This window comes from Pigmentiphaga sp. NML030171 (assembly GCF_002188635.1).
GTDB classification, from domain to species: domain Bacteria; phylum Pseudomonadota; class Gammaproteobacteria; order Burkholderiales; family Burkholderiaceae_B; genus Pigmentiphaga; species Pigmentiphaga daeguensis.
In genome coordinates, this window is record NZ_NINX01000043.1 from 24,710 (window position 1) to 46,630 (window position 21,921).

Annotated in this window: 17 protein-coding genes; 12 read left to right on the forward strand and 5 right to left on the reverse strand. The window is 68.5% G+C overall.

Annotated elements, in window-relative coordinates; genetic code table 11:
- Positions 1–37 precede the first annotated feature (37 nt).
- From glcF to CDO46_RS22175, 8 genes are all read left to right on the forward strand, one after another.
- Entirely contained in the window at positions 38–1,399 is a 1,362-nt protein-coding gene (gene glcF, locus CDO46_RS22140; RefSeq protein WP_087840861.1) for a glycolate oxidase subunit GlcF, read from the forward strand.
- Between the two features lie 49 nt (positions 1,400–1,448).
- Positions 1,449–2,963 carry an FAD-binding oxidoreductase gene (locus CDO46_RS22145; RefSeq protein ID WP_087840762.1) on the forward strand — a complete coding sequence of 505 codons (1,515 nt, stop codon included), beginning with the start codon at positions 1,449–1,451 and terminating at the stop codon, positions 2,961–2,963.
- Positions 2,964–2,973: 10 nt separating this feature from the next.
- Positions 2,974–4,542, forward strand: a complete 1,569-nt coding sequence (locus CDO46_RS22150) for a sulfatase (protein WP_087840763.1) — start codon at positions 2,974–2,976, stop codon at positions 4,540–4,542.
- A 239-nt stretch (positions 4,543–4,781) separates the two neighbouring features.
- Complete coding sequence (locus tag CDO46_RS22155; RefSeq protein WP_087840764.1) at positions 4,782–5,318, forward strand: 3-hydroxyanthranilate 3,4-dioxygenase; 537 nt, start codon at positions 4,782–4,784, stop codon at positions 5,316–5,318.
- Positions 5,315–6,211 (forward strand): MBL fold metallo-hydrolase, encoded by an 897-nt coding sequence (locus tag CDO46_RS22160; RefSeq protein ID WP_087840765.1) that lies wholly within the window; start codon positions 5,315–5,317, stop codon positions 6,209–6,211. Before CDO46_RS22155 ends, CDO46_RS22160 begins: the two co-directional genes overlap by 4 nt.
- Before the next feature lie 29 nt (positions 6,212–6,240).
- On the forward strand, positions 6,241–7,416 hold the full coding sequence (locus CDO46_RS22165; RefSeq protein WP_087782232.1) for an ABC transporter substrate-binding protein: 1,176 nt from the start codon (positions 6,241–6,243) through the stop codon (positions 7,414–7,416).
- A 91-nt stretch (positions 7,417–7,507) separates the two neighbouring features.
- The gene (locus tag CDO46_RS22170; RefSeq protein WP_087782233.1) at positions 7,508–8,674 is read left to right on the forward strand and encodes an ABC transporter substrate-binding protein; all 1,167 of its coding nucleotides are present in this window, start codon (positions 7,508–7,510) and stop codon (positions 8,672–8,674) included.
- Positions 8,675–8,761: 87 nt separating this feature from the next.
- Positions 8,762–9,706: a glycosyltransferase family 9 protein gene (locus tag CDO46_RS22175; RefSeq protein ID WP_242621598.1), complete on the forward strand. Its 945-nt coding sequence runs from the start codon at positions 8,762–8,764 to the stop codon at positions 9,704–9,706.
- On the opposite strand, the gene msbA is transcribed toward CDO46_RS22175, so the two are convergent.
- Positions 9,690–11,357: a lipid A export permease/ATP-binding protein MsbA gene (msbA, locus tag CDO46_RS22180; RefSeq protein WP_242621632.1), complete on the reverse strand. Its 1,668-nt coding sequence runs from the start codon at positions 11,355–11,357 to the stop codon at positions 9,690–9,692. The genes CDO46_RS22175 and msbA overlap by 17 nt on opposite strands.
- Before the next feature lie 213 nt (positions 11,358–11,570).
- Here msbA and CDO46_RS22185 point away from each other — a divergent pair, with 213 nt between their 5' ends.
- Genes CDO46_RS22185 through CDO46_RS22200 form a run of 4 tightly spaced genes read left to right on the forward strand, consistent with a single transcriptional unit; the run spans position 11,571 to position 16,058 of the window.
- A complete protein-coding gene (locus CDO46_RS22185) occupies positions 11,571–12,530 on the forward strand; it encodes a glycosyltransferase family 9 protein (protein ID WP_087840767.1) in 960 nt (319 codons plus the stop codon).
- A 5-nt stretch (positions 12,531–12,535) separates the two neighbouring features.
- Positions 12,536–13,684, forward strand: a complete 1,149-nt coding sequence (gene rfaQ, locus CDO46_RS22190) for a putative lipopolysaccharide heptosyltransferase III (RefSeq protein ID WP_165404772.1) — start codon at positions 12,536–12,538, stop codon at positions 13,682–13,684.
- On the forward strand, positions 13,681–14,757 hold the full coding sequence (locus CDO46_RS22195; protein WP_087840769.1) for a glycosyltransferase family 4 protein: 1,077 nt from the start codon (positions 13,681–13,683) through the stop codon (positions 14,755–14,757). Before rfaQ ends, CDO46_RS22195 begins: the two co-directional genes overlap by 4 nt.
- Positions 14,754–16,058: an O-antigen ligase gene (locus tag CDO46_RS22200; RefSeq protein WP_087840770.1), complete on the forward strand. Its 1,305-nt coding sequence runs from the start codon at positions 14,754–14,756 to the stop codon at positions 16,056–16,058. The genes CDO46_RS22195 and CDO46_RS22200 overlap by 4 nt, the downstream gene beginning before the upstream one ends.
- Before the next feature lie 3 nt (positions 16,059–16,061).
- Here CDO46_RS22200 and dnaE read toward each other — a convergent pair whose 3' ends face one another.
- The 4 genes from dnaE to CDO46_RS28115 form a co-directional block, all read right to left on the reverse strand.
- Positions 16,062–19,553 carry a DNA polymerase III subunit alpha gene (dnaE, locus tag CDO46_RS22205; protein WP_087840771.1) on the reverse strand — a complete coding sequence of 1,164 codons (3,492 nt, stop codon included), beginning with the start codon at positions 19,551–19,553 and terminating at the stop codon, positions 16,062–16,064.
- A gap of 69 nt (positions 19,554–19,622) precedes the next feature.
- Positions 19,623–20,594 carry a tripartite tricarboxylate transporter substrate binding protein gene (locus tag CDO46_RS22210; protein ID WP_087840772.1) on the reverse strand — a complete coding sequence of 324 codons (972 nt, stop codon included), beginning with the start codon at positions 20,592–20,594 and terminating at the stop codon, positions 19,623–19,625.
- Between the two features lie 19 nt (positions 20,595–20,613).
- Entirely contained in the window at positions 20,614–21,594 is a 981-nt protein-coding gene (locus tag CDO46_RS22215) for an alpha/beta fold hydrolase (RefSeq protein WP_087840773.1), read from the reverse strand.
- Positions 21,581–21,907, reverse strand: a complete 327-nt coding sequence (locus CDO46_RS28115; RefSeq protein WP_140416898.1) for a hypothetical protein — start codon at positions 21,905–21,907, stop codon at positions 21,581–21,583. The genes CDO46_RS22215 and CDO46_RS28115 overlap by 14 nt, the downstream gene beginning before the upstream one ends.
- Positions 21,908–21,921 lie beyond the last annotated feature (14 nt).

Below are 21,921 nucleotides of genomic sequence, written 5' to 3' on the forward strand. Positions count from 1 at the left end.
AACAATGGCTTTCACCAATACCCTCGGCGTTGCCACCATGAAAACCGCGTTCACGATTCGCCAGTTGGAAGACCCCGGGATCGCCGAGGCGGACCGCATCCTCCAGGACTGCGTGCACTACGGTTTCTGTGTCTCCGTCTGTCCGACTTACGTCCTGACGCGGGACGAGAACGAATCCCCCCGAGGCCGCATCGACCTGATCAAGGAGATGCTCGAATCGGACCAGCCGCCCCGGCCCGCCACCGTCAGGCACATCGACGGATGCCTGTCCTGCCTGTCGTGCATGTCCACCTGCGCAGCCAGCGTGGACTACGCGCACCTGGTGGACACCGCGCGCAGCCACATCGAGGAACACTACCGCCGCCCCCTGGCCGACCGGCTCATGCGCGGCCTGGTGGCGGCGGTCATTCCGCGCCCCGCCCTCATGCGGCTCGCGCTCCGGGCCGCCCGCCTTGCCGGACCCATCGCACCGCTGCTGCCCGGACGGCTGCGGGGCATGGTCGAGCTTGCCCCAGCCCGCCGCGCCGCGGCGCCAGCCATCCCCACGGGTCGGTTGCTGCCCGCCGAAGGGCAGGCGCGGCGGCGGGTGGCGCTCATTCCCGGTTGCGCGCAACAGGCCCTGGCGCCTCACCTGAACGAAGCGAGCATCCGCCTGCTGCGCCGGCATGGCTGCGACGTCGTGGTTCCCGCCATGTCATGCTGCGGCGCCCTGACCTTGCACATGGGCAAGACCGGGCCCGCCCGCCGCGCGGCCGCCCAGACCCTGTCCACACTGGGCCGCCTCCAGCGCGAATTCGACCTGGACGCAATCATCGTCAACGCCTCGGGCTGCGGCACGACCATGAAGGATTACGCGCACCTGATGGCCGGCGAGCCGCAGGCCGATGAGGCCGCCGCCATCGGAGGGCGAGTCCGGGACATCACCGAGGTCCTGCTGGACCTGGGCCTGAATCCTCCGGTGCGCCGCACCGGCTTGCGGGTCGCTTATCACGACGCATGCTCGCTGCAGCATGGGCAGAAGGTGGTCCAGCCGCCGCGCCAATTGCTCCGACAGGCCGGATTCGAGGTGCTCGACATTCCGGAGCGCCATTTCTGCTGCGGCTCGGCCGGCACCTACAACATGCTGCAACCGGACACCGCCGCCGAACTGGGCCGCCGCAAGGCCGGCCATATCGCCAGCACGGGCGCGCACGTGGCCTGCGCCGGCAACCTGGGCTGCCTCGAGCAGTTGCAGCGGCATGCCTCTTTGCCGCTGCTCCACACCGTGGAACTGCTGGACTGGGCCACCGGGGGTCCCGTCCCAGCCTCCCTGGAAACCCTTGGTGCCATCCCGCCCGCGGCCGCCCCCGAGGCGACCGAGGCCAACATGGCGACGGCCGACGAAGACACGCTGTGGTGACCGTCGCCACGACGCCCCCTACCCGTTTCGACCCAGACGGAATCCGACGATGACCGACTCCCTGACCGATTTCCTTTCCGCGATGCACGACCTGCTGGGCCCCGACTGGGTGAACACGGCACCCGACACGCTGTATCGCTACGGAGAGAACACCCTGCCCGGCGGCAACCGTCCGCCCGCCGCGGTGCTCTATCCTTCCTCGACGGCCGAGGTCCAGGCCATCGTCAAGGCCGCCAACCGCCACGGCGTCGCCCTCCACCCCATCAGCTCGGGCAACAACATCGGCCTGGGTACCCGCTCGGCCATGCAGGCGGGCCAGGTCGTCGTCGATCTCGGACGCCGCATGAATCGCATCCTGGAGGTCAACGACACGCTCTGCTATGCCGAGATCGAGCCGGGCGTGTCCTACCAGGCGCTCCATGACGAACTCGTGCGGCGGGGCAATCACCTGATGAGCGATTGCACCTCGGGCCCGCCCCAGGGCTCCGTACTCGGCAACGCCATGGACCGCGGCGCGGGCTACACCCCGTCCTTCGATCATTTCGGCGCCATTTGCGGCATGGAGATCGTGCTGGGCAACGGCGAGGTCATCCGCACCGGCGACGGCGGCATGGACAGCAGCCGGATGTGGCATGTCTCCAAATATTCGTTCGGCCCCGCGCTGGACGGCCTGTTCGTGCAATCGAACTTCGGCATCGTGACGCGGGCGGGCATCTGGCTGCAGATGCGCCCTCCCGCCATGAAGACTTTCCACTTCAGCTTTCCCGACGACGCCGACCTGGGCGACATCCTGGACCTGGTGCGGCCGCTGAAACTGACCAATCTCGTCCCCAGCCTGTTCCGGGTCGCCAATGACCTGTGGCTGATCGCCGAACACGAAACCCATCCGGAATATGCCCGGACCCAGGGCAGGACCGCGCTGTCGGACAGCGCGCGCCGCGAGCTCCAGGCACGGCACGGGCTGGGCGCCTGGGTTGCCTCCGGCGCGGTCTACGGCGCCTCGGCCCAGGCGCTCGACCCCGTCGTCGACAGGATACGCAGGCATTTCTGCAAATCCGGCCGGGCACGCTACATCAGCGACGAGGAGGCGGACGCGCTACCCGGCCTGTCGACGGCGAAATCGGTGTTCTACGGCATCCCGTCTTCGCAGGAACTCAGGCAGTGCAAATGGCGTCCGGGAGGCGGGCTGACCACCTTCACGCCCGGCACGCCGCTCGTCGGCGAACAAGCCCTGCGCCTGCAGGACCTGGCCCGCGCCATCCTGGCCCGCCACGGCCTGGAGTACATCTCGATGTGGGTATGCGCGGCGCGCTTCGCCCGCGGCCTGCACCAGATCGTCTTCAACCGCGAGAACCCCGAGGAACGTCAACGAGCGGACGACGCCTACCTGGAGCTGGCCCGCTCGTTCGCCGAGGCCGGCTACTCCGTGGGACGCTCGCCCATCGACTACCAGGCCCTGCATTTCGGCCAGTTGTCGCCCGAGGTACGCGCTCTCCAGGCCGGCATCAAGGATCTGTTCGATCCGCGCCACGTCCTTTCCCCCGCCCGCTACGGCCTGTCCTGAAGGGAAATCCATGCAACCCAATTTCGTCTTCCTGATCGCCGACCAGTTGCGCGCCGACCACCTGGGCGCCTACGGCAACACGGTCGTCCGCACCCCGCACATCGACACGCTGGCGCGCGGCGGAACGCGGTGGGACGCCTGCTACGTCGCTTCTCCCATCTGCATGCCCAACCGGGCCAGCCTGATGACCGGGCGCATGCCCCTGACCCATGGCGTCCGCCACAACGGGATCCCGCTCGACATGCGCGCCGCGACCTTCGTCGACGCGCTGCGACGCGCCGGCTACGCCACCGCGATGATAGGCAAGTCGCACCTGCAGAACATGACCGGCCGCCCGGCGTTCTATCCGCCCCCCGAAGCGCGATTCGAACGCGAGGCATTCGAGCCCGGCGACGGACGCTATGACCAGGAATGGATGCCGTCCTGGCGCGACGACCCGGCCCAGGACACGGCCCTGCCCTTCTACGGTTTCGACCACGTCGACCTGACCATCGAGCACGGCGACGACATATGGGGCCACTATCGCCGCTGGGCCCGCGAACAACGCTCCGACATCGACGCGCTGATCGGCCCGGAACATGCCGAGCCGGCGCCCGGCTACGCCCTGGCGGACTGCGGCCAGGCCTGGCGCACACGGGTCCCGGAAGACCTGTACTCGACCGCCTATATCGCCCGGCGGGCCGAGGAGCGCCTGGGCGAGTTCGCCCGCGCAGGCCGCCCGTTCTTCCTGAAATGCTCCTTTCCCGACCCGCACCACCCGTTCACGCCGCCGGGGCGCTACTGGTCCATGTACGACCCGGACGACATGCCCCTGCCTGCCTCCTTCGCGCCGCACGACGCGCCTCCGCCCCACCTGGCCTGGCTGCTCGCCCGGCGCGACGAAGGCGCCGCGGTCAAGCACACCCAGGTGATGTTCGGCTGCACCGAGCGCGAGGCGCGAGAGGCGATCGCGCTCAACTACGGCTCGATCTCCTTCATCGACGACGCCATCGGCCGCATTCTCGGCGCGCTCCGGGCCCATGGGCTGGAGCGCGATACCGTGGTCGTCCTGACCGCCGACCATGGCGACTACATGGGCGACCACCAGCTCCTGCTCAAGGGCCCCCTGCACTATGAAGGCCTGATCCGGGTGCCGCTCCTCTGGTGCGACCCGGCCGGATCCGGCACGGCCACGCGGACCGAACTCGCCAGCACCGTGGACCTGGCACCGACGATACTCGCCCGCGCCGGCGTCCCCGCCTACCACGGCATGCAGGGCCGGTCCCTGCTGCCGCTGCTTCAAGGCGAGCGGCCGGACTGGCGCGACGCGCTGCTGATCGAGGAAGAAGGCCAGCGCACCTATTGCGGCTTTCCCGACCGGATACGCATGCGCACGCTGATCTCGCCGCCCTACCGGCTGAGCGTGTACGAAGGCGTGGGCTGGGCCGAACTCTACGACCGCGGCCGCGACCCGCACGAAATGCGCAATTGCTGGAACGACCCGGCCTACGCCGACATCCGGACCGGATTGCTGCACCGGCTCGCCCAGGAAATGATCGCGTGTTCGGAGACCAGCCCTTACCCCTCGGCCGTGGCCTGAACCGCCTGGCGCCTCGTCCATCGCCATGGCGGGCCGGCTCGCCATAGCCATTCCGCATACCCCCGTCGGTACTTTCTATTTCGCCCCGCCTCGCATCTCACATAGACTGCCGGTCAGGATCGGAATTCTCTGGCTCGCGCAAGCCGCGCAGCACCCACAAGCCAGCCGCCATCGACGGCCCCGGCCGATGTCGCCGGGCTCGGCCATGGCGCGCTCACCGAAGACAGGACGAGAGCACCATGTACAAATACGGTCTTCCGCTCAATTTCCAGAAATGGATAGACGACAACGCCCACCTGCTCAAGCCCCCGGTCGGCAACCAGCAGATCTGGCAGGACTCCGATTTCATCGTCACCGTGGTCGGCGGCCCCAACCACCGCACCGACTACCATGACGACCCGCTGGAAGAATTCTTCTACCAGATCCGCGGCAATGCCTACCTGAAACTCTGGGTGGAAGGCAAGGAAGAGCGCGTGGACCTGAAGGAAGGCGACATCTTCCTCTTGCCTCCGCACCTGCGCCACTCTCCCCAGCGCCCCGAGACCGGCAGTGCCTGTCTCGTCATCGAACGCCAGCGCCCCGAAGGCCTGGTGGACGGCTTCGAGTGGTACTGCCTGCATTGCGGACACCTGGTGCACCGCGTCGAAGTCCAGCTCAAGAGCATCGTGACCGACCTGCCGCCGCTGTTCGAGGCCTTCTACGCCAGCGAGGACAAGCGCCGCTGCCCCTCGTGCGGCACGGTGCATCCCGGCAAGCACGTTCCGGGCACCGCATGACGGCACGGTTCGACTTCGGCGGGGTCGAACTCACCCGCATCGTCGAGGCCGAGGGCCCGCTGCTGCGCCCCGCGGAAATCTTCCCCGATTCGACCCCCGAGGCCATCCAGGCCAACCTGGACTGGCTGGCCCCGCGGTTCTACGACCCGGCCTCCGACCGGCTGGTCATCTCCATCCAGTCCTTCCTGCTGAAAAGCCGCGGCCGCCTGATCCTGGTGGACACCTGCGTGGGCGACTGCAAGGCGCGGGTACGCCCCGACTTCGACCGGCAGCACTGGGGCTGGCTGGATCGCCTGCAAGCGACCGGCGTGCGCCCCGAGGACATCGACATCGTCGTCTCCACCCACCTGCACGTCGACCACGTCGGCTGGCACACGCGGCTGGTCGGCGGCGCATGGGTGCCCACCTTCCCCAACGCGCGCTATCTCTTCACCCACGAGGAATGGGCCTATTGGAAGGAGCACGAGGGCCACTCGGGGCTCGTGCGCACCGGCGACTACGTGGGCGACTCGGTCCTGCCCGTGTTCGAAGCCGGCCTGGCCGACCTGGTCGACATGGACCACCGCATCGACGAAGCCATCCGCCTCGTTCCCGCGCCCGGGCACACGCCCGGCCACGTGGCCGTCGAGATCCAGGGCGAGCACCAGCGCGTCCTGCTGACCGGCGATGCCTTCCACCACCCGCTGCAGTGCTGCTACCCCCAGTGGAGCACGCGCTTCTGCGCCGACCCCGACCACGCCCGCCGCACCCGGCAATCGCTGCTGGAAGCCTGCGCCCGCGACGGCACGCTGGTCCTGCCAGCCCACTTCCCCGCCCCCACCGCCGGCCACATCCGCCGCGCGGCACCGGAAGACGAACACGAATTTCGTTTCGAATTCCAAAAATTACTTTAAACTTAAAACGTAAGTCCAAGGAACCGCCCATGACTTTGCAGCGCCCGGTCCCGGCCCTGGTGGCCAGCCTTTGCCTCGCGTTCGGCGTCACCGCCGCCGCGCACGCCGACATCAAGATCGGCTTCCTGGCCACGATGTCCGGACCCGGCGGCACGCTGGGCCAAGACCAGTACGACGGTTTCATGCTGGGCGTGGAAGCCGCCGGCGGCAAACTGGGCGGGCAGGCAGTCAAGATCATCCAGGAAGACGACCAGCTCAAGCCCGAGGTGGGCCGCCAGGCCGCCAAGAAGCTGATCGAGCGCGACCGCGTGCAGCTCATCACCGGCCTGAGCTTCTCGAACGTGCTGATGGCGGTCTATCGCGACGTCATCAACAGCGGCACCTTCCTGCTGGTGAACAACGCCGGCCCCAGCCAGATCGCCGGTTCGATGTGCTCGCCGCTGTATTTCTCCACGTCCTGGCAGAACGACCAGCAGCACGAGGCCATGGGCAAGTACGCCCAGCAGAAAGGCTACAAGCGCGTCGCCCTGATGGCGCCGAACTACCAGGCCGGCCGCGAGGCGCTGACGGGCTTCAAGCGCTACTTCAAGGGCGAAGTCCTGAGCGAGACCTACACCCAGGTCAACCAGCCCGACTACTCGGTGGAAATCACCCAGCTGCGCACCGCCAGCCCCGACGCCGTGTTCATCTTCTATCCCGGCGGCATGGGCGTGAATTTCGTCAAGCAATACCACCAGGCCGGCCTGCTGGGCAAGGTACCGCTGCTGTCGGGTTCCACGGTGGACGGCACGACCCTGCCGGCGCTGCAGGACCTGGCGCTGGGCGTGATGTCGGGCGGGCCATGGTCGCCCGACCTGCCCAATGCGGCCAACCGCAGCTTCGTCGAGCAGTTCCGCAAGAAATACGGGCGCATCCCCTCGCACTACGCGGCCTATGGCTACGACTCCGCGCAGGCCCTGAATGCCGCGCTCAAGGCCACCGGCGGCCGCCTGGACGACAAGAAAGCCTTCGAACAGGCAATGGTCAAGGCGAATTTCCCCTCAGTGCGGGGCAACTTCAAATTTAACAATAATCACTTCCCCGTATCGAACTACTACGCATTCGAAGTGGTGCGCGACCCCGCGGGCGGCGTGACGCTGGCCACGCGGGAAACCGTGTTCCCGGACCACCAGGACCCCTACCATGGGGAATGCAAGCTGAAATAACCGTCCGGCACCGGCGTCGCGCCGCCGACCGCAGTATCCCGGGGGCCGGGCATCCGGCCTCATCCACCCCGCAGGCAAGCCAGGAGTCCGCATGAAAACCGCCAAACTGATAGCCATCGCATCGATACTGCAAGCGGCCTTCGCCGCCCCCTCCTTCGCCGCCGTCAAGATCGGCTTCGTCTCCACGCTGTCCGGTCCGGGTTCGGTGCTGGGGCAGGACCAGTACGACGGCTTCATGCTGGCCGTGGAACAGGGCCAGGGCAAGCTGGGCGGGGTCGACGTCCAGGTCCTGAAGGAAGACGACCAGATGAAGCCCGAGGTCGGCCTGCAGGTCGTGCGCCAGTTGCTCGAGCGCGAGAAGGTCCCCCTCATCACCGGCCTGATCTACTCGAACGTCATGATGGCGGTCCACCGTCCCATCACCAGCGCGGAGGTCTTCCTGGTCGGCTCGAACGCCGGCCCCACCCCGATCACGGGCAAGGGCTGCTCGCCCTACTTCTTCTCCACCTCGTGGAACAACGATCAGTTGCACGAGGCCGGCGGCGAGCTCGCCAACAAGATGGGCATCAAGAAGATCCAGTTGCTGGCCGCCAACTACCAGGCCGGCAAGGACGCCATGGAAGGGTTCAAGCGAACCTTCAAGGGCCAGGTGGTGGGCGAGACCTTCACCCAGGTCAACCAGCCCGACTACTCGGTCGAGATCTCCGCCCTGGCCTCCAGCAAGCCCGAGGCCATCTACACCTTCTATCCGGGCAGCATGGGCGTGAACTTCGTCAAGCAGTACCGGCAGGCCGGCATGTTCGACAAGGTCCGCATGCTGTCGACCTCGACCATCGACGGCTCCACCCTGCCCGCCCTGCAGGACGCCGCGCTGGGCGCGGTCACGGCCGCTCCGTATTCGCCCGACCTCGACAATCCGGCCAACAAGAAATTCGCCGAGGCCTTCCGCAAGAAGTACAACCGCGAACCCTCGATGTATGCGGCGCAATCCTACGACGCCGCCAGCCTGATCGCCTCGGCCCTGGCCAAGACCAAGGGCAATGTGTCCGACAAGGCCGCGTTCCGCGCGGCGCTGCGGGAAGCCAAGTTCGATTCCGTGCGCGGCTCCTTCGCGTTCAACACCAACCAGTTCCCGATCGCGCCGTTCTACCGGGTCGACGTGGCCAAGGACGCCAACGGCAAGCCGGCGTTCGTGACCAAGGGGGTGATCTACGAGCACAGCAAGGACTCGTATGCGGGCGAATGCCAGATGAAGTGATGCTGGCCCCCGTGGCATCGCCATGGGTTGCATACAATAGGACCCCGTGGGCCGCCCGGCCCACGGTTTCATCCTAGCCCAGACATCGTGCCGCCCAACAAGGACTCCCTGGCGAAAGTCGCCCTGGTCACCTCTCCCGCCATCGGCGATTCGCTGCTGTCGATGACGGTGGCCCACAACCTGCGCCGGTCCGGATCGGCGGTCACCGTCTTCGGTCCCCATGTTCATGCACTGCGGCGCTGGTTTCCCGGCATCGACATCCAGCCCGGGCTGTCGCCCGACGGCGCCGGCCTCGCGCTGGAAGCCTTCGGCACCGTCATCCAGCTGCACGACCACAGGCCGCTCCCGGACTTCACCGGACTTCACCCCCGCGCCATGGTCCTGGAAGACTTGTGCCGCATGCGCTCGCCCAAGTCCATGGCCACCCGGCTGACCGAGTTCTGCCGGAACGGCCTGGGGCTGGTGGACGCGGAAAAACACAACGGCCTCCAGCCTCCCGCCGGCCTCGCCCATCGACTGCATGCCTCGCGCGTGGTCATCCACCCCGCCGCCAGCACGCCGGACAAGTGCTGGCTGCCCGCGCGTTTCATCGCCCTGGCCAGCCGTCTGCGCGACGAGGGATTCGATCCGCAATTCATCGTCGGCCCCGCGGAACGCCCGCAATGGGAACCCCTGCTGCGCGCGCAAGGGCTGGGGCTGCCGGATCTCGGCGGCCTGGACAACGTCGCCGCCTGGGTATTCGAATCGGGCTGGTTCATCGGCAACGACTCGGGCATCGGCCATCTGGCCTCCAACCTCCATGTCCCGACCCTGTCGCTGTTCATGCGCCAGGGAGGCGCCAGGACCTGGCGACCCGACTGGGGGCCGGGACAGGTGCTGATCGGCAGCGCCGGCATACCCACCGGCCGGCTCAAGGAAAAGCTGTGGAAGTACGTGCTGACGCCTGGCCGGGTCGCCCGGGCCTTCGCGCGCCTGCGGGGCCAGGAAACGGTGCAGGCCGCAGGCCTGCCCGGGATCACGCTGCTTCGCTGAACTGCATCTTGTAGAGCGTCGCGTACAGGCCCTCCGCAGCCAGCAGGTCCGCATGGGAACCCTGTTCGACGATGCGCCCCTGGTCCAGCACGATGATGCGGTCGGCGTTCTGCACCGTGGTCAGCCTGTGGGCGATGACCAGCGTCGTGCGCCCCGCCATCAGGCGCTCCAGCGACGCCTGGACCTGGCGCTCGGATTCGTTGTCCAGGGCCGAGGTGGCCTCGTCCAGGATCAGGATGGGCGCGTCCTTGATCAGCGCCCGCGCGATGGCCAGGCGCTGCCGCTGGCCGCCCGACAGCCGGGCGGCGTTCTCGCCCACCTGGCTGTGCATGCCCCGCGGCAGCGAATCGACGAATTCAAGCAGGTTCGCATCGGCCAGCGCCTGGCGGATGGCCGCTTCCGACGGCTCGGTATTCGCGCCGTAGCTCACATTGGCGGCGATGGTGTCGTCGAACAGCACCACATCCTGGCTCACGAGCGAGATCGCGTCGCGCAGGCTGGTCAGCGTCAATTCGTCGATGGGAATGCCGTCCACCCGGATCGATCCCGCCGTGGGCAGCGCGAAGCGGGGCAGCATGGAGACCAGCGTGGTCTTGCCGCTGCCGGACCGCCCGATGAAAGCCACCGTCTGGCCCGGCTCCACCGTGAACGAGATCTGCTCCAGCGTGTCGCGGCCGGCGTCGGGAAAGCGATGGGACACCCGCTCGAACTCGATATGCCCGCGCGCCGGCCTGGGCAGCTGACGCACGCCGTCATCGCGTTCGGGTTCCTCGTCCACCAGCGCGAACACGCTTTCCGCGGACACCAGCATGCGCTGCATGGGGCTGGCGACATTGGCCAGCCGCTTGAGCGGATCGAGCATCTGCAGCATGGCGGTCACGAAAGCGGCGAAGCCGCCCACGGTGATCTGGTTGGCGCCCGACTGCCCGAGCGCGGTCGACACCACGACCGCCAGCGCCACGGCGGCGATGGCCTGGGTGATGGGCGCCGAGGCCGCGCCGGCCACCGTGTTGCGCATCGCGAAGCGCCGCAGCCGGCCGTTGATGTGCAGGAAGCGCTCTTCCTCGTGGGCATAGCCGCTGAACAGCTTGATGACCCGCTGGCCATCGATGGCCTCGCTCACCACCCGGGTCAGCTCGCCGTTCATGGTGATGGTCTCGCGGTTGATGCGGCGGATGCGGCGCGCGATGGCGCGCATGATGAAGGTGGACAGCGGAAAGGCCACCAGCGCGATCAGGGTCAGCTTCCACGACAGGTAGAACAGCACGCAGGCCAGCGAGATCACGATCAGGGTCTCGCGCACCAGCACCGTGATGACCTCGGTGGCCAGCTGCATGACGTTGGTGGCGTCGACCACGAAGCGGTTCAGCAGGACCGACGACCCCATGCGCTTGAAATAGCCGTCGGGCAGGCGCAACAGGCGGTCGAACATCTCGCGCCGCAGGTCCGCCAGCACGTGGTTGGCGGACCAGGCCATGAGATAGTCGCTCAGGAAATTGAACGCGCCGCGCACCAGGAAGATGCCGACGATGGCCAGCGGGATCTTCCATACATAGTCCGGATTCTGGCCGTTGAAGCCGCCGTCGAGCAGCGGCTTCATCAGTATGGCCAGCAGCGGCTGGGAAGCGGCCACGCCGACCAGGAACAACATGCCGAGGGCCAGCGCCTTCCAGTATTTCAGGACACGGCTATAGACGCGGCGCCACAGTTCGGATTTGACGGGTTGGGAGTTCACAAGGTGCTCGTGGTGGGCCCGGCCGCGGGTGGCGCGCGATTCGCGCTACGGCAGGCCCGCCGCTTACAATAGAAAGCTTCCGATTGTACGCGCAGCCGCCACGCCCGACCTGCCTTGTTGACGTCCTCGATGCCTGAAGCCGATCCCGTACACGTCCGGCTGCCCAACTGGGTGGGCGACGCCTGCATGTGCCTGCCCGCGCTGGAAATGATCCGGCATGCCGGGCATCCCCTGGTCCTGCACGGACGCCCCTGGGCGCGCGAACTGCTCGAAGGGCTGTCTCCCGCGGGGTTCGTCCCGCTGGGCAAGGCGTTCGGGCCCAACCTGGCCGCCACCCGGCAGGCGGCGCGCGCGGGCGGCAAGCTCCGCGGCGTGGTCTTTCCCAACTCGCTTTCCAGCGCCGCGCTGTTCCGGCTGGCCGGCATCCGCGCGGCCGGCTATCGCGGCGACGGACGGGCGCTGTTCCTGCGCTGGGCCCTGCCCAAGCCACGGGGGCTCCATGAAGTGGAAATCTTCCACCACCTGGCGCGCGAGACGCTGCGGCGCTGGCATCCGGGCATCGACCTGCCGGCCGCCCCCGGCCCGCGGCTGGAGCTGCCCTTGACGCCCGCGCACCGGGACACGGCCGATCGCGTGCTGGCCGATGCCGGCATCGGCCGCCCCTTCGTTCTGCTGGCCCCGGTCGCGACCGGCCTGCACCACGGGCGGCCCAAGGCGTGGCCCTTGTTCGCCGATCTGTCCCGGGCGCTAGCCGCCCAGGGGGTGGCATGCGTGGTCTGCCCTCCGCCCCACGAAACAGACGCCACCCGCCAGGCTGCCCCGGCGGCGACCGTGCTGCCGCCCCTGGGGCTGGGCGCCTTCGCCGCCCTGACCGCCAGCGCCGCGGCGGTCGTCTGCAACGACTCGGGCACCTCCCACGTCGCCGCGGCGGCCGGCGCGCGCCAGATCACCCTGTTCGGCGTCACGCGCCGGGAACGCACCGGCCCCTGGTCGCCCGAAGCGATCTGCCTGGGCGCCGAAGGCCAATGGCCCGCCCTGCCCGACGTGCTCGACGCGATACGGCGCCTGGTGTCCTCTTCTTCGACATGAGCCCCATGCCCGCCCGCGCCCCCCGACGAGTGCTGGTCATCGCCCTGCGCTATCTCGGCGACGTCCTGCTCACCACCCCGCTGCCCCATGCGCTGCGCGCACGCTACCCGGACTGCCAGGTCGACATGCTGGTGTTCCGCGGAACCGAGGGCATGCTGGAGAACAACCCGGACGTCCACCAGGTCTTCACCATTGCCGAACGCCCGGCCAAGGGCGAAGTCCGCGCCATGGTCCGCCGGCTCTGGCGCCGCTACGATCTCGCGCTGGTCCCGCAGCCCGGCGACAAGCCCCATCTGTTCGGCCTGACATCGGCGCGGGTACGCGTCGGACTGGTGCCGCCCGAGGCCGGCCATGCCTGGTGGAAGCGGCTGTCGCTGCGCCATCCGCTGGTCATCGACGAGCACATGCACCGCGTGCACGAGAACGAAAGGGTGGCCGCCCTGCTGGACCTTGCGCCCGCGCGCACGCTCGTGCCGCCCACGGCCCACGTCCTGCGCGACGCCTGGGGCGCCCGGCTGGCCGCCCTGGCGCCCGAAGCGCCCCCCTTCGATGCACGCCGGCCCTATGCGGTCATCCACCCCTCTCCGCGCTGGCGCTACAAGCAGTGGCACGCCGAGGGCTGGCGCGGCCTGTTCGCCAGCCTGCACGCGCGCGGCCTGCAACTGGTCCTGAGCGGAGGGCCCGGCGAAACCGAGTCGCAGTATCTCGACAGCCTGCTGGAGGGCCTGGACGAAAACGTCCGGCAGGCCATCGTCCGGGTCCAGGGCCGGCTGAGCCTGGCCGAACTGGCCGACCTGCTGCGCCATGCCACGGTCTACGCCGGCCCCGACACCGCCACCACGCACCTGGCGGCGGCCTGTGGCACGCCCACGCTGGCACTGTTCGGTCCCACCGACCCGCGGCAATGGGGTCCGAGCCCCGCCGCAGGACTGGATCAGCCGTGGTCCAAGGCCGCGCCGCGGCAGATACGCGGCAACGTGCTCATGCTGCAGGAACTGGTCCGCGATTGCGTGCCCTGTCAGCGCGAAGGGTGCGACCGGCATCGCGGCAGCCACAGCGACTGCCTGGACGGGCTCGCGACCGCCACCGTGGTCGCCGCGGCGCAGTCCCTGGTGGACGCCGCCGTGCCGGCCGGGCAGGGAGCCGGCGCATGAAGCTGGCGATCGCCTGCCATCGTTTCGGCTACGGCGGGGGCATGGAGCGCTACGCCATGGACCTAGTCAAGGGCCTGCGCCAGCTCGGCATCCGCCCGGTCGTCTTCGCCCGCAGCTTCGATACGGACATCCCGGAATACGCGTTCATCGAACCGGTGCGTATCGCGGTCCGGGCCCTGCCGGGCAAACTGCGCGATCACTATTTCTCCTGGCGCCTGCGAACGCTGAAGGCCGCCCATGGCGTTGACCTGCTGATCGGCTGCAGCCGCACGGCCGTCTCCGACGTGGCCATCTGCGGCGGCACGCACCTGGGACATCTGGCCCATGCGAACCGGCGGCCCACGCGCTGGGACCGCTGGCAGATCCGGCTCGAACGCGCACACTACGCCCAGGCGCACCTGGTGCTGGCGCATTCGCGCATGATGGCCGACGAACTGCGCCGCTACTACGACGTGCCGCAGGCGCGGATACGCGTACTGTACCCACCGGTGGACGTGGACACATTCAGCCCCGTGGACGCCGCGCGGCGGGCCGAGCTTCGCCGCGAACTGGGCATTCCGGAAGGCACCACCGCCTTCCTGTTTCCCTCCACCGGCCACGAACGCAAGGGCTATCCGATGCTGGAAGCCTGCTTCGGCGCGACCGACCTGCCGGTTTCGCTGCTGGTGGCCGGCCGGCCGGTGGAGCCGCGTTCCCCGAAGATCCGCTACGTCGGCTACCGCCAGGACATCGCCGACTGCTATCGGGCGGCCGACTACACCATCCTGGCCTCGCGCTACGAACCCTTCGGCCTGGTCGGGCCGGAATCGGTGCTGTGCGGCACGCCCACCGTGCTGCCCCGCGGCATAGGCAGCACCGAGGCGCTGTCCGAGGAAGCTTGCCTGGCCTTCGACGTCGATGCGCCGGCGTCGCTCGCGGATGCCGTCAGGCGGGCAGAATCGCGGGCACGGGAAGGCCGTGCCCGCCTGGCAAGCCCGCTGAGCCATCTCTCCTACGCCCCCGACACCCGCGCCCATGTCGAGGCCCTCCTGGACCTGTCCGCATTCCTGCGCTCTCCTTCCGAGGTTTCATGAGCCGTTCCATGCCCCAGCACGGCGGGCTCCCTGTCCCGCTGCTGTTTCTTTCCGCATTGGCCGTTTCCCTGGTACCCGCCCTCGCGCTGTGGATGCGGGGAAGCGCCAACCAATTGCTGTTCCTGCTCCTGCTCTTCGCCCTGGTCGGCACCGCGTGGCGGGGCCGCCTGGCGCCCCGGGATCGTTTCGTTCCCGTCGTCCGCCGGTACTGGCCGGTCTGGGCCGCGCTGGCTGCGCAGTTTCTCGCCGCCTGTGTCAGCACCGTCGTGGTGGGCCTGCGCGATGCGCGCGTGTTCGACGACCCCAGCGTGCTCGATACCCCGCTGCGCATGGCCCTGTTCGGTCCGCTGCTGTGGCTGCTGCTGAACGTGCCGTCGCGCTGGCTCAGGCAGATCCAATGGGGCTGCGTGGCCGGCGCATTGATCGGTGCCGGCATCCTCCACTACCAGATCGGCCTGTCGCCCGAGGGCCGCCCCGCACAGATCCTGTTCTCCAACCTGCTGCCGTTCAGCAACATCACGCTCCTGCTGGGCCTGTTCTCGCTGCTGACCCTGGGCTGGTCCGATCGCGCCACGGTGCGGGGCCGGATCGGCATCGCGCTGAAGCTGCTGGGCGGCGCGGCGGGCCTGTACGTCGCCTATGCCTCCGGCACGCGCGGCGGCTGGCTGGCGCTGGGGGCCTTCGCGCTGGTGTTCTTCTTCCTGATGTCGGGCAGCGTCTGGCGCAAGCTCCTGGCCATGGCGGCGCTTGCCTGTGCGGTGCTGGCCGTGTACCACGCCAGCGACCTCGTCAACCAGCGCGTGGACGAGGCCTATACGGAGATACAGGAGTATCGCAAGGGCCAGGCCCTCGACTCATCGGTGGGCAACCGCCTGCAGCTCTGGTCCGCGGCGCTGGAAGTGTTCGAGGCCCATCCGCTGGTCGGCGTGAGCCGGCAGGACTACCGCCGCACGATGCGCGAGGCGGCCAGGCAGGGATTGATCACCAAGCACGCCGCCGAGTTCCGGCACTCGCACAACGAGTTCCTGTTCAACCTGGCCACGCTCGGCATCCTGGGCGGGTTGGCGATCGCGGCGGCCTGGCTGGTGCCCGCCTTCTTCTTCGCGCGGGCCACGCGCCGTGGCGGCCGCGATGAAAGAATCGCCGGCACCATGGGCCTGCTGCTGGCGATCGGCTTCCTGGTATTCGGCATGACCGAGGTCATGTTCGCGATGTCGATGGTCGCCGCGTTCTACACCCTGATGATCGCGGCGCTGATGGCCATCGTGATACGCGCCGGCCGGCACGAGCCGGCCGCCTAGGCCCTAGTACTCCAGCCCGACGTCGGCCGGCTGCCCCGTCAGCTTGCCCAGTTGCTGGATCAGCACGTCGGGCACCCGTACCCGCCAGTCCTCGCTCAGGCGCACCACGCACTTGGCATCGCCGCGGTTGTAGACGATCTCGACCGGCGTACCCGGGAAGCCGTTCTCGGGGTCGGCGCGATGCGGGTTGAGGACTTCACGCAGGGAGTCCGCGTGCGCGTTGCCGTTCAGGCGGATGGACAGCGCGCGGGCCTTGGCCTCGCGCGCCATCTGCAGGTCGAACAGTTCGTCGGCCACGATACGCATGCCGCCGGAGTACTCGTCGTTGCTGACCTTGCCGGAGACGATCAGCAACTGGTCTTCGCGCAGCCGGCTGCGGTGCCGCTCGTACAGCTCGTTGAACACCGAGATCTCGACCTGCGCCGTGCCATCGTCAAGCACGGCGAACACCATCTTCCCGCGCCGTGTCATCTGCGTGCGCACGGCCGACAGGATGCCCGCCATCCATTGCAGGTCGCGGCTGGGCTGCAGGTTGGACAGGGGGGTGCGCACGAACCGGCGGACTTCGGTGCGATAGGCGTCGAACAGGTGGCCGCTGAAGTAGAAACCCAGCGCGGTCTTTTCCTGGCCGAGGCGCTCGCGCTCGTCCCAGGGCTCGACATCGGCCAGCTCGCCCGCCAGGTCGGCGTGGTCGTCGCCGCCGAACAGCGACACCTGACTGGCCGCGCGGGCGGCCTGTTCCGCGGCGTCCATCGCCGTACCCAGGGTCGCCAGGACCGCGGCGCGGTTGGGCGACAGCGTGTCGAAGGCGCCGGCCTTGATCAGGGCCTCGATGGCGCGGCGGTTCACCACGTGGCGATCGATGCGCCGGCAGAAATCGAACAGGTCGGTGAACGGCCCCTTCTCGGCCCGCGCGCGCAGGATTTCCTCGACCGCGCTCTGCCCGGTGCCCTTGACCGCCCCCAGCCCGTAGCGGATGGTGCGCGGCGGCTGCCCGCGCGCCGAATATTCGTCCAGCACCGGCTCGAAGCGGTAATTGGACAGGTTGATGTCGGGGGGCAGCACCTTGACCTTGTTGGCCACCGTGTCGGCCCAGAATATCTGGACCTTGTCGGTGTCGTCCATGTCGGACAACATGGTGGCGGCCATGAACTCGGCCGGATGGTGGGCCTTGAGCCAGGCCGTCTGGTAGGCGATCAGCGCGTAGGCCGCGGTATGCGACTTGTTGAAGCCGTATTCCGCGAACTTCTCCATCAGGTTGAACAGCGTGACCGCGATCTCGGGGTCATAGCCCTTCTTTTCCGCGCCCGACTGGAAGATCTCGCGGTGCTTGGCCATTTCCTCGGGCTTCTTCTTGCCCATGGCCCGGCGCAGCATGTCGGCGCCGCCCAGCGTGTAGCCGCCGATGATCTGCGAGATCAGCATCACCTGTTCCTGGTAGACGATGACCCCGTACGTGCTCTTGAGGACCGGTTCCAGGTCCGGGTGGAAGTATTCGGCCTTGGCGCGGCCGTGCTTGCGGTTGACGAAATCGTCCACCATGCCCGAGCCCAGCGGGCCCGGCCGGTACAGGGCCAGCACGGCGATGATGTCTTCGAAGTTGCTGGGGCGCAGCTTCTTGAGCAGTTCCTTCATGCCGCGCGATTCCAGCTGGAACACGGCGGTGGTGTTGCCGTCGCTCAGCAGCTTGTAGGAATCGAGGTCGTCCAGCGGCAGCGCCATGACGTCGAAGTCGCGCATGCCCTCGTTGAACTCGCGCACGTAGCGCACGGCCCAGTCGAGAATGGTCAGGTTGCGCAGGCCCAGGAAGTCGAACTTCACCAGGCCCACGGCTTCCACGTCGTCCTTGTCGAACTGCGACACCGCGATGTGGCTTTGGCCAGGCTGGCAGTACAGCGGGCAGAAATCGGTCAGCTTGCCCGGGGCGATCAGCACGCCGCCGGCGTGCATGCCGATGTTCCGCGTCAGTCCCTCGAGCGGCTGGGCCAGGTCGATCAGCGCGTGCGCTTCCTCGTCGTTGTCGTAGCGCTCCTTGAAGGCGGGCTCTTCGTTCAGCGCCCGCTCCAGGCTCCAGGGGTCGGCCGGCGAGTGCGGGATGATCTTGGACAGGCCGTCGCAGAACAGGTAAGGCAGGTCCAGCACCCGCCCCGCGTCGCGGATGACCGCCTTGGCGCCCAGCGTACCGAAGGTGGCGATCTGGCTGACCGCGTCGCGCCCGTATTTCTGCTTGACGTACTCGATGACCTTGTCGCGGTTGTCCTGGCAGAAATCGATATCGAAGTCGGGCATGGAGACCCGCTCCGGGTTCAGGAAGCGCTCGAACAGCAAGTCGTAGCGGATCGGATCGATATCGGTGATGCCCAGGCTGAACGCGACCAGCGAGCCTGCGCCCGATCCCCGGCCCGGCCCCACCGGCACGCCATTGTTCTTGCCCCAGTTGATGAAGTCCTGAACGATCAGGAAGTAGCCAGGAAAGCCCATGTCGATGATGGTCTGGCATTCCTTGTCCAGCCGCTGGTCGTATTCCTCCTGGTGCGCGGCGCGTTCCTTCTCGTCCGGGAAGAGCTGCGCCATGCGGCGCGCCAGGCCCTCCTTGGACAGTTGCACCAGGTATTCGGCCAGCGTCACGCCCTCGGGCGTGGGGAAATTGGGCAGCTTGGGATTGCCCAGTTCCAGCGTCAGGTTGCAGCGCGTGGCGATCGCCACCGTATTGGCCAGCGCCGAGGGCACGTCAGCGAAGCGTTCGGCCATTTCCTGCGAGGACAGCAGGTACTGCTCTTCCGTGTAGAGCCGTTGGCGGCGCGGATTGGCCAGGATCTCGCCTTCGGCGATGCAGACGCGGGCCTCGTGGGCGCGGAAGTCGTCGCGTTCGAGGAACTGTACCGGGTGCGTGGCGACCACCGGCGCGCCGCATTCGGCCGCCAGCCGCATCGCGGCCTGCACGTAGGTCTCGTCGCCTTCGCGGCCGGCGCGCTGCAGCTCGATGTAGTAGCCGCCCGGAAACACCTTCAGCCAGTGCCGCGCGAACGCCAGCGCCGCGTCGTGGTTGCCGGCCTCCAGCGCCTGGCCCACGTCGCCCTGGCGTCCGCCGGACAGGGCGATGAGCCCCGCGCCGTAGGTCTCGAGCCATTCGGGCCGGATCTCGCCGCGGCCGCGATGCTGGTTGGTCAGGAAGGCCTGCGTCAGCAGTTCGCACAGGTTCAGGTAGCCGGCGCGATCGCGCACCAGCAGCAGCATCCGGTAGGGCTTGTCGCGGTCGGCGTCGTTGGACACCCAGACGTCGCAGCCGGCGATGGCCTTGATGCCCTTGCCCCGCGCCGCCTTGTAGAACTTGATCAACCCGAACAGGTTGGAAAGATCGGTCAGCGCGATGGCCGGCTGTTCCAGCGCGGCGACTTTCTTGACCAGGTCGGGGATGCGGACGATGCCGTCCGACACCGAGAACTCGGAGTGGACGCGCAGGTGGACGAATGGGGGGGTAGGCGACTGGGACATGCCGGCATTTTAGCCTCTCGGCGCAGGGTCCGGGACACCCCCTGCGCCCCCTTTCCCCGCGGGCAGGCCCTACTCCTTCTCGATGCCCGCGGCCTGGATGACCCGGCTCCATTTGTCCAGTTCGGAGCGGCCGAAAGCCGCCAGTTCCGCGGGCGTGCTGTAGGACATCTCCAGCCCCAGGCCGACCAGGCGTTCGCGCACGGCCGGATCGCGCGTGGTCTTCTCCAGCGCACGGCTGAGCCGCTCGATCACCGGCGCGGGGGTACCCGCCGGCGCATACAGCGCATACCAGGCCAGCAGCTCGAATCCGGGATACTGCTCGGCGATGGGCGGCACCTCGGGCAGCAGCGGCCACGGCCTGGCGGAACTGATGCCCAGCGCGCGGACCTTGCCGGCCTTGACCTGCTGGGTGCCCGTCACGATGTCGGTGAACATGACCGAGACGTGGCCGGCCATGACGTCGTTCAATCCCAGCGGAATGCTCTTGTAGGGCACGTGCAGCATCTGGATGCCAGCGGCGGTCGTGAGCATCGCGCCCGGCACCAGGGTGCCGGCACTGCCCGAGGCATAGGACAGCTTGCCGGGCTGTGCCTTGGCCAGCTTGACCAGATCGGCCAGGGTCCTGACCGGCAGCGCGGGATTGGCGACCAGCAAGGCCGGCGTGTAGGCCACGCGCCCCACCGGCGCGAAGTCCTTGACGGGGTCGTAGCCCGGCGTCTTCATCAGGGCGGGATTGGCCGCCTGGGTGGTCTGCGTGGTGAAGAACAGGGTGTACCCGTCGGCAGCGGCCCGCGCCGCCGCCTGGGCCGCGATGGCGCCCTGCGCGCCGGCGCGGTTCTCGATCACCAGCGGCTGGCCCAGTTCGCGCGACAGCGCCTCGCCGACGATGCGGGCGGTCGTGTCCACGCCGCTGCCGGGTCCGAACGGCACCAGCACGGTCACGGGACGATGGGGATAGGAATCGGCCGCCATGGCGCCCGCCGCGCCGAGCGCGGCCAGGGAAGCCAGGGCGTACGCGCCCATGCGGATGCTCTTGGTCATGTTGTCTCCGGTTTATGGTTCAAGGGTGCCGCGGGTCGAGCGCGTCCAGCCAGCGCAGCACCCGGTCGGCGATGAGACCGCTGTTGCGGTCCATCATCAGGAAATGGGAATTGCCGCGCACGCCTTCTGCGGGCAGGTCCAGGGACTCGACCGCCGCGCCACTGCGCGCCAGCACGGCGGCGTACGCGTCCACCGTGGCGCGATATCGGCGCCAGACAGGGTGGTCGCCGATATGGTCGCCCCACACGATCAGGTGCGGCGGGATCGCCGCCGGCGGGGCGGCAGGCGCACCGGAAGGTTCGAGCGCAACCACGGCGCGCACGGACTCGGGCCGCTCCTGGGCCGCCAGCAGTGCAAACCCGCCGCCCTGGCTGTGCCCGACGACGATGCAAGGCCCCACCCGATCCAGCAGCGCGCGGTAGGCGGCGCTGGTGACGGCCTCGTGGCCGGCCCAGCGCGGCACCCATTGACGCGCGAACTGATCGAAGGCGCCGACCGGGAACTGCTGCGCGGCGTGGGCCAGGCGGGCGGCCGGATCCGTGCGGTAGCCGTGGGCCGGCCCCATCCGGAACATGTCCCAGGCCTCGTCCATGGTGCGGAACAGCGGCGCACCGGCATACAACTCGGGAAAGCGCGCCCAGGAAGCGCGGCCGCGCTCCACGGCGTCGGACACATAGACGTCGTATCCCGCGCCCAGGAAGCGCCACAGCCAGCCCGGACGCCCGTCGGGAGTCGTCTCCCAGTTGGCGCCCGTCATGCCACCGCCGTGCCAGAACAGCACGGGCAGCGCGTGCCGTGGCCGCGCCAGCCGGTAGGCCTGCACGTACATCTGGCCGACGACATGGTCGCCGTTGGGATCGACCGGCCTGGGCTCGGCCCCCTGCGCCAGGCGCCTGGCCTCGGTGGGCAGGCCGCGCAGCGTGCGCACCTCGCCCCCCACGTGGAAGCTTTCGATCGCGCGCAGGCAGATCTCGTCCGGGGCCGGTTCAGTTGCGGGCATGGAGAAAATCCTGGTCCTCGGAAAAGCAGCGTATGCGGGGCACGGCGCCGAAGCAGGCGCCCAGGGCGTCCTCCATGGCCGCCATGAAACGCGCGACGACCTGGGCGTCGCGGCGTTCGTTGCGGCGGAACTGGACCTCCAGGTAGACGGGGCAGCCGCGCGGGACGGCGTGCGCCGCCACCACCACCAGTTGCACCTGGGCGGCCTGCGCGCCCAACAAGTCCACGCAGGCGCGCTCGGTGGCGCTGCCCAGCGGATCGAGCGGCGCGCCGGCCAGCAAGGGACTGGAAACGAAAGCTTTGATGACGGGCATGGCGATCACGAACG

Excerpts from the sequence above, each read along its gene's own strand:
- glcF (WP_087840861.1), top strand. The coding sequence starts at position 38 with ATGAAAACCGCGTTCACGATTCGCCAGTTGGAAGACCCCGGGATCGCC.
- CDO46_RS22145 (WP_087840762.1), top strand. The coding sequence starts at position 1,449 with ATGACCGACTCCCTGACCGATTTCCTTTCCGCGATGCACGACCTGCTG.
- CDO46_RS22150 (WP_087840763.1), top strand. The coding sequence starts at position 2,974 with ATGCAACCCAATTTCGTCTTCCTGATCGCCGACCAGTTGCGCGCCGAC.
- CDO46_RS22155 (WP_087840764.1), top strand. The coding sequence starts at position 4,782 with ATGTACAAATACGGTCTTCCGCTCAATTTCCAGAAATGGATAGACGAC.
- CDO46_RS22160 (WP_087840765.1), top strand. The coding sequence starts at position 5,315 with ATGACGGCACGGTTCGACTTCGGCGGGGTCGAACTCACCCGCATCGTC.
- CDO46_RS22165 (WP_087782232.1), top strand. The coding sequence starts at position 6,241 with ATGACTTTGCAGCGCCCGGTCCCGGCCCTGGTGGCCAGCCTTTGCCTC.
- CDO46_RS22170 (WP_087782233.1), top strand. The coding sequence starts at position 7,508 with ATGAAAACCGCCAAACTGATAGCCATCGCATCGATACTGCAAGCGGCC.
- msbA (WP_242621632.1), bottom strand. The coding sequence starts at position 11,357 with ATGTTGTTCCTGGTCGGCGTGGCCGCTTCCCAGCCGCTGCTGGCCATA.
- CDO46_RS22185 (WP_087840767.1), top strand. The coding sequence starts at position 11,571 with ATGCCTGAAGCCGATCCCGTACACGTCCGGCTGCCCAACTGGGTGGGC.
- rfaQ (WP_165404772.1), top strand. The coding sequence starts at position 12,536 with ATGCCCGCCCGCGCCCCCCGACGAGTGCTGGTCATCGCCCTGCGCTAT.
- CDO46_RS22195 (WP_087840769.1), top strand. The coding sequence starts at position 13,681 with ATGAAGCTGGCGATCGCCTGCCATCGTTTCGGCTACGGCGGGGGCATG.
- CDO46_RS22200 (WP_087840770.1), top strand. The coding sequence starts at position 14,754 with ATGAGCCGTTCCATGCCCCAGCACGGCGGGCTCCCTGTCCCGCTGCTG.
- dnaE (WP_087840771.1), bottom strand. The coding sequence starts at position 19,553 with ATGTCCCAGTCGCCTACCCCCCCATTCGTCCACCTGCGCGTCCACTCC.
- CDO46_RS22210 (WP_087840772.1), bottom strand. The coding sequence starts at position 20,594 with ATGACCAAGAGCATCCGCATGGGCGCGTACGCCCTGGCTTCCCTGGCC.
- CDO46_RS22215 (WP_087840773.1), bottom strand. The coding sequence starts at position 21,594 with ATGCCCGCAACTGAACCGGCCCCGGACGAGATCTGCCTGCGCGCGATC.
- CDO46_RS28115 (WP_140416898.1), bottom strand. The coding sequence starts at position 21,907 with ATGCCCGTCATCAAAGCTTTCGTTTCCAGTCCCTTGCTGGCCGGCGCG.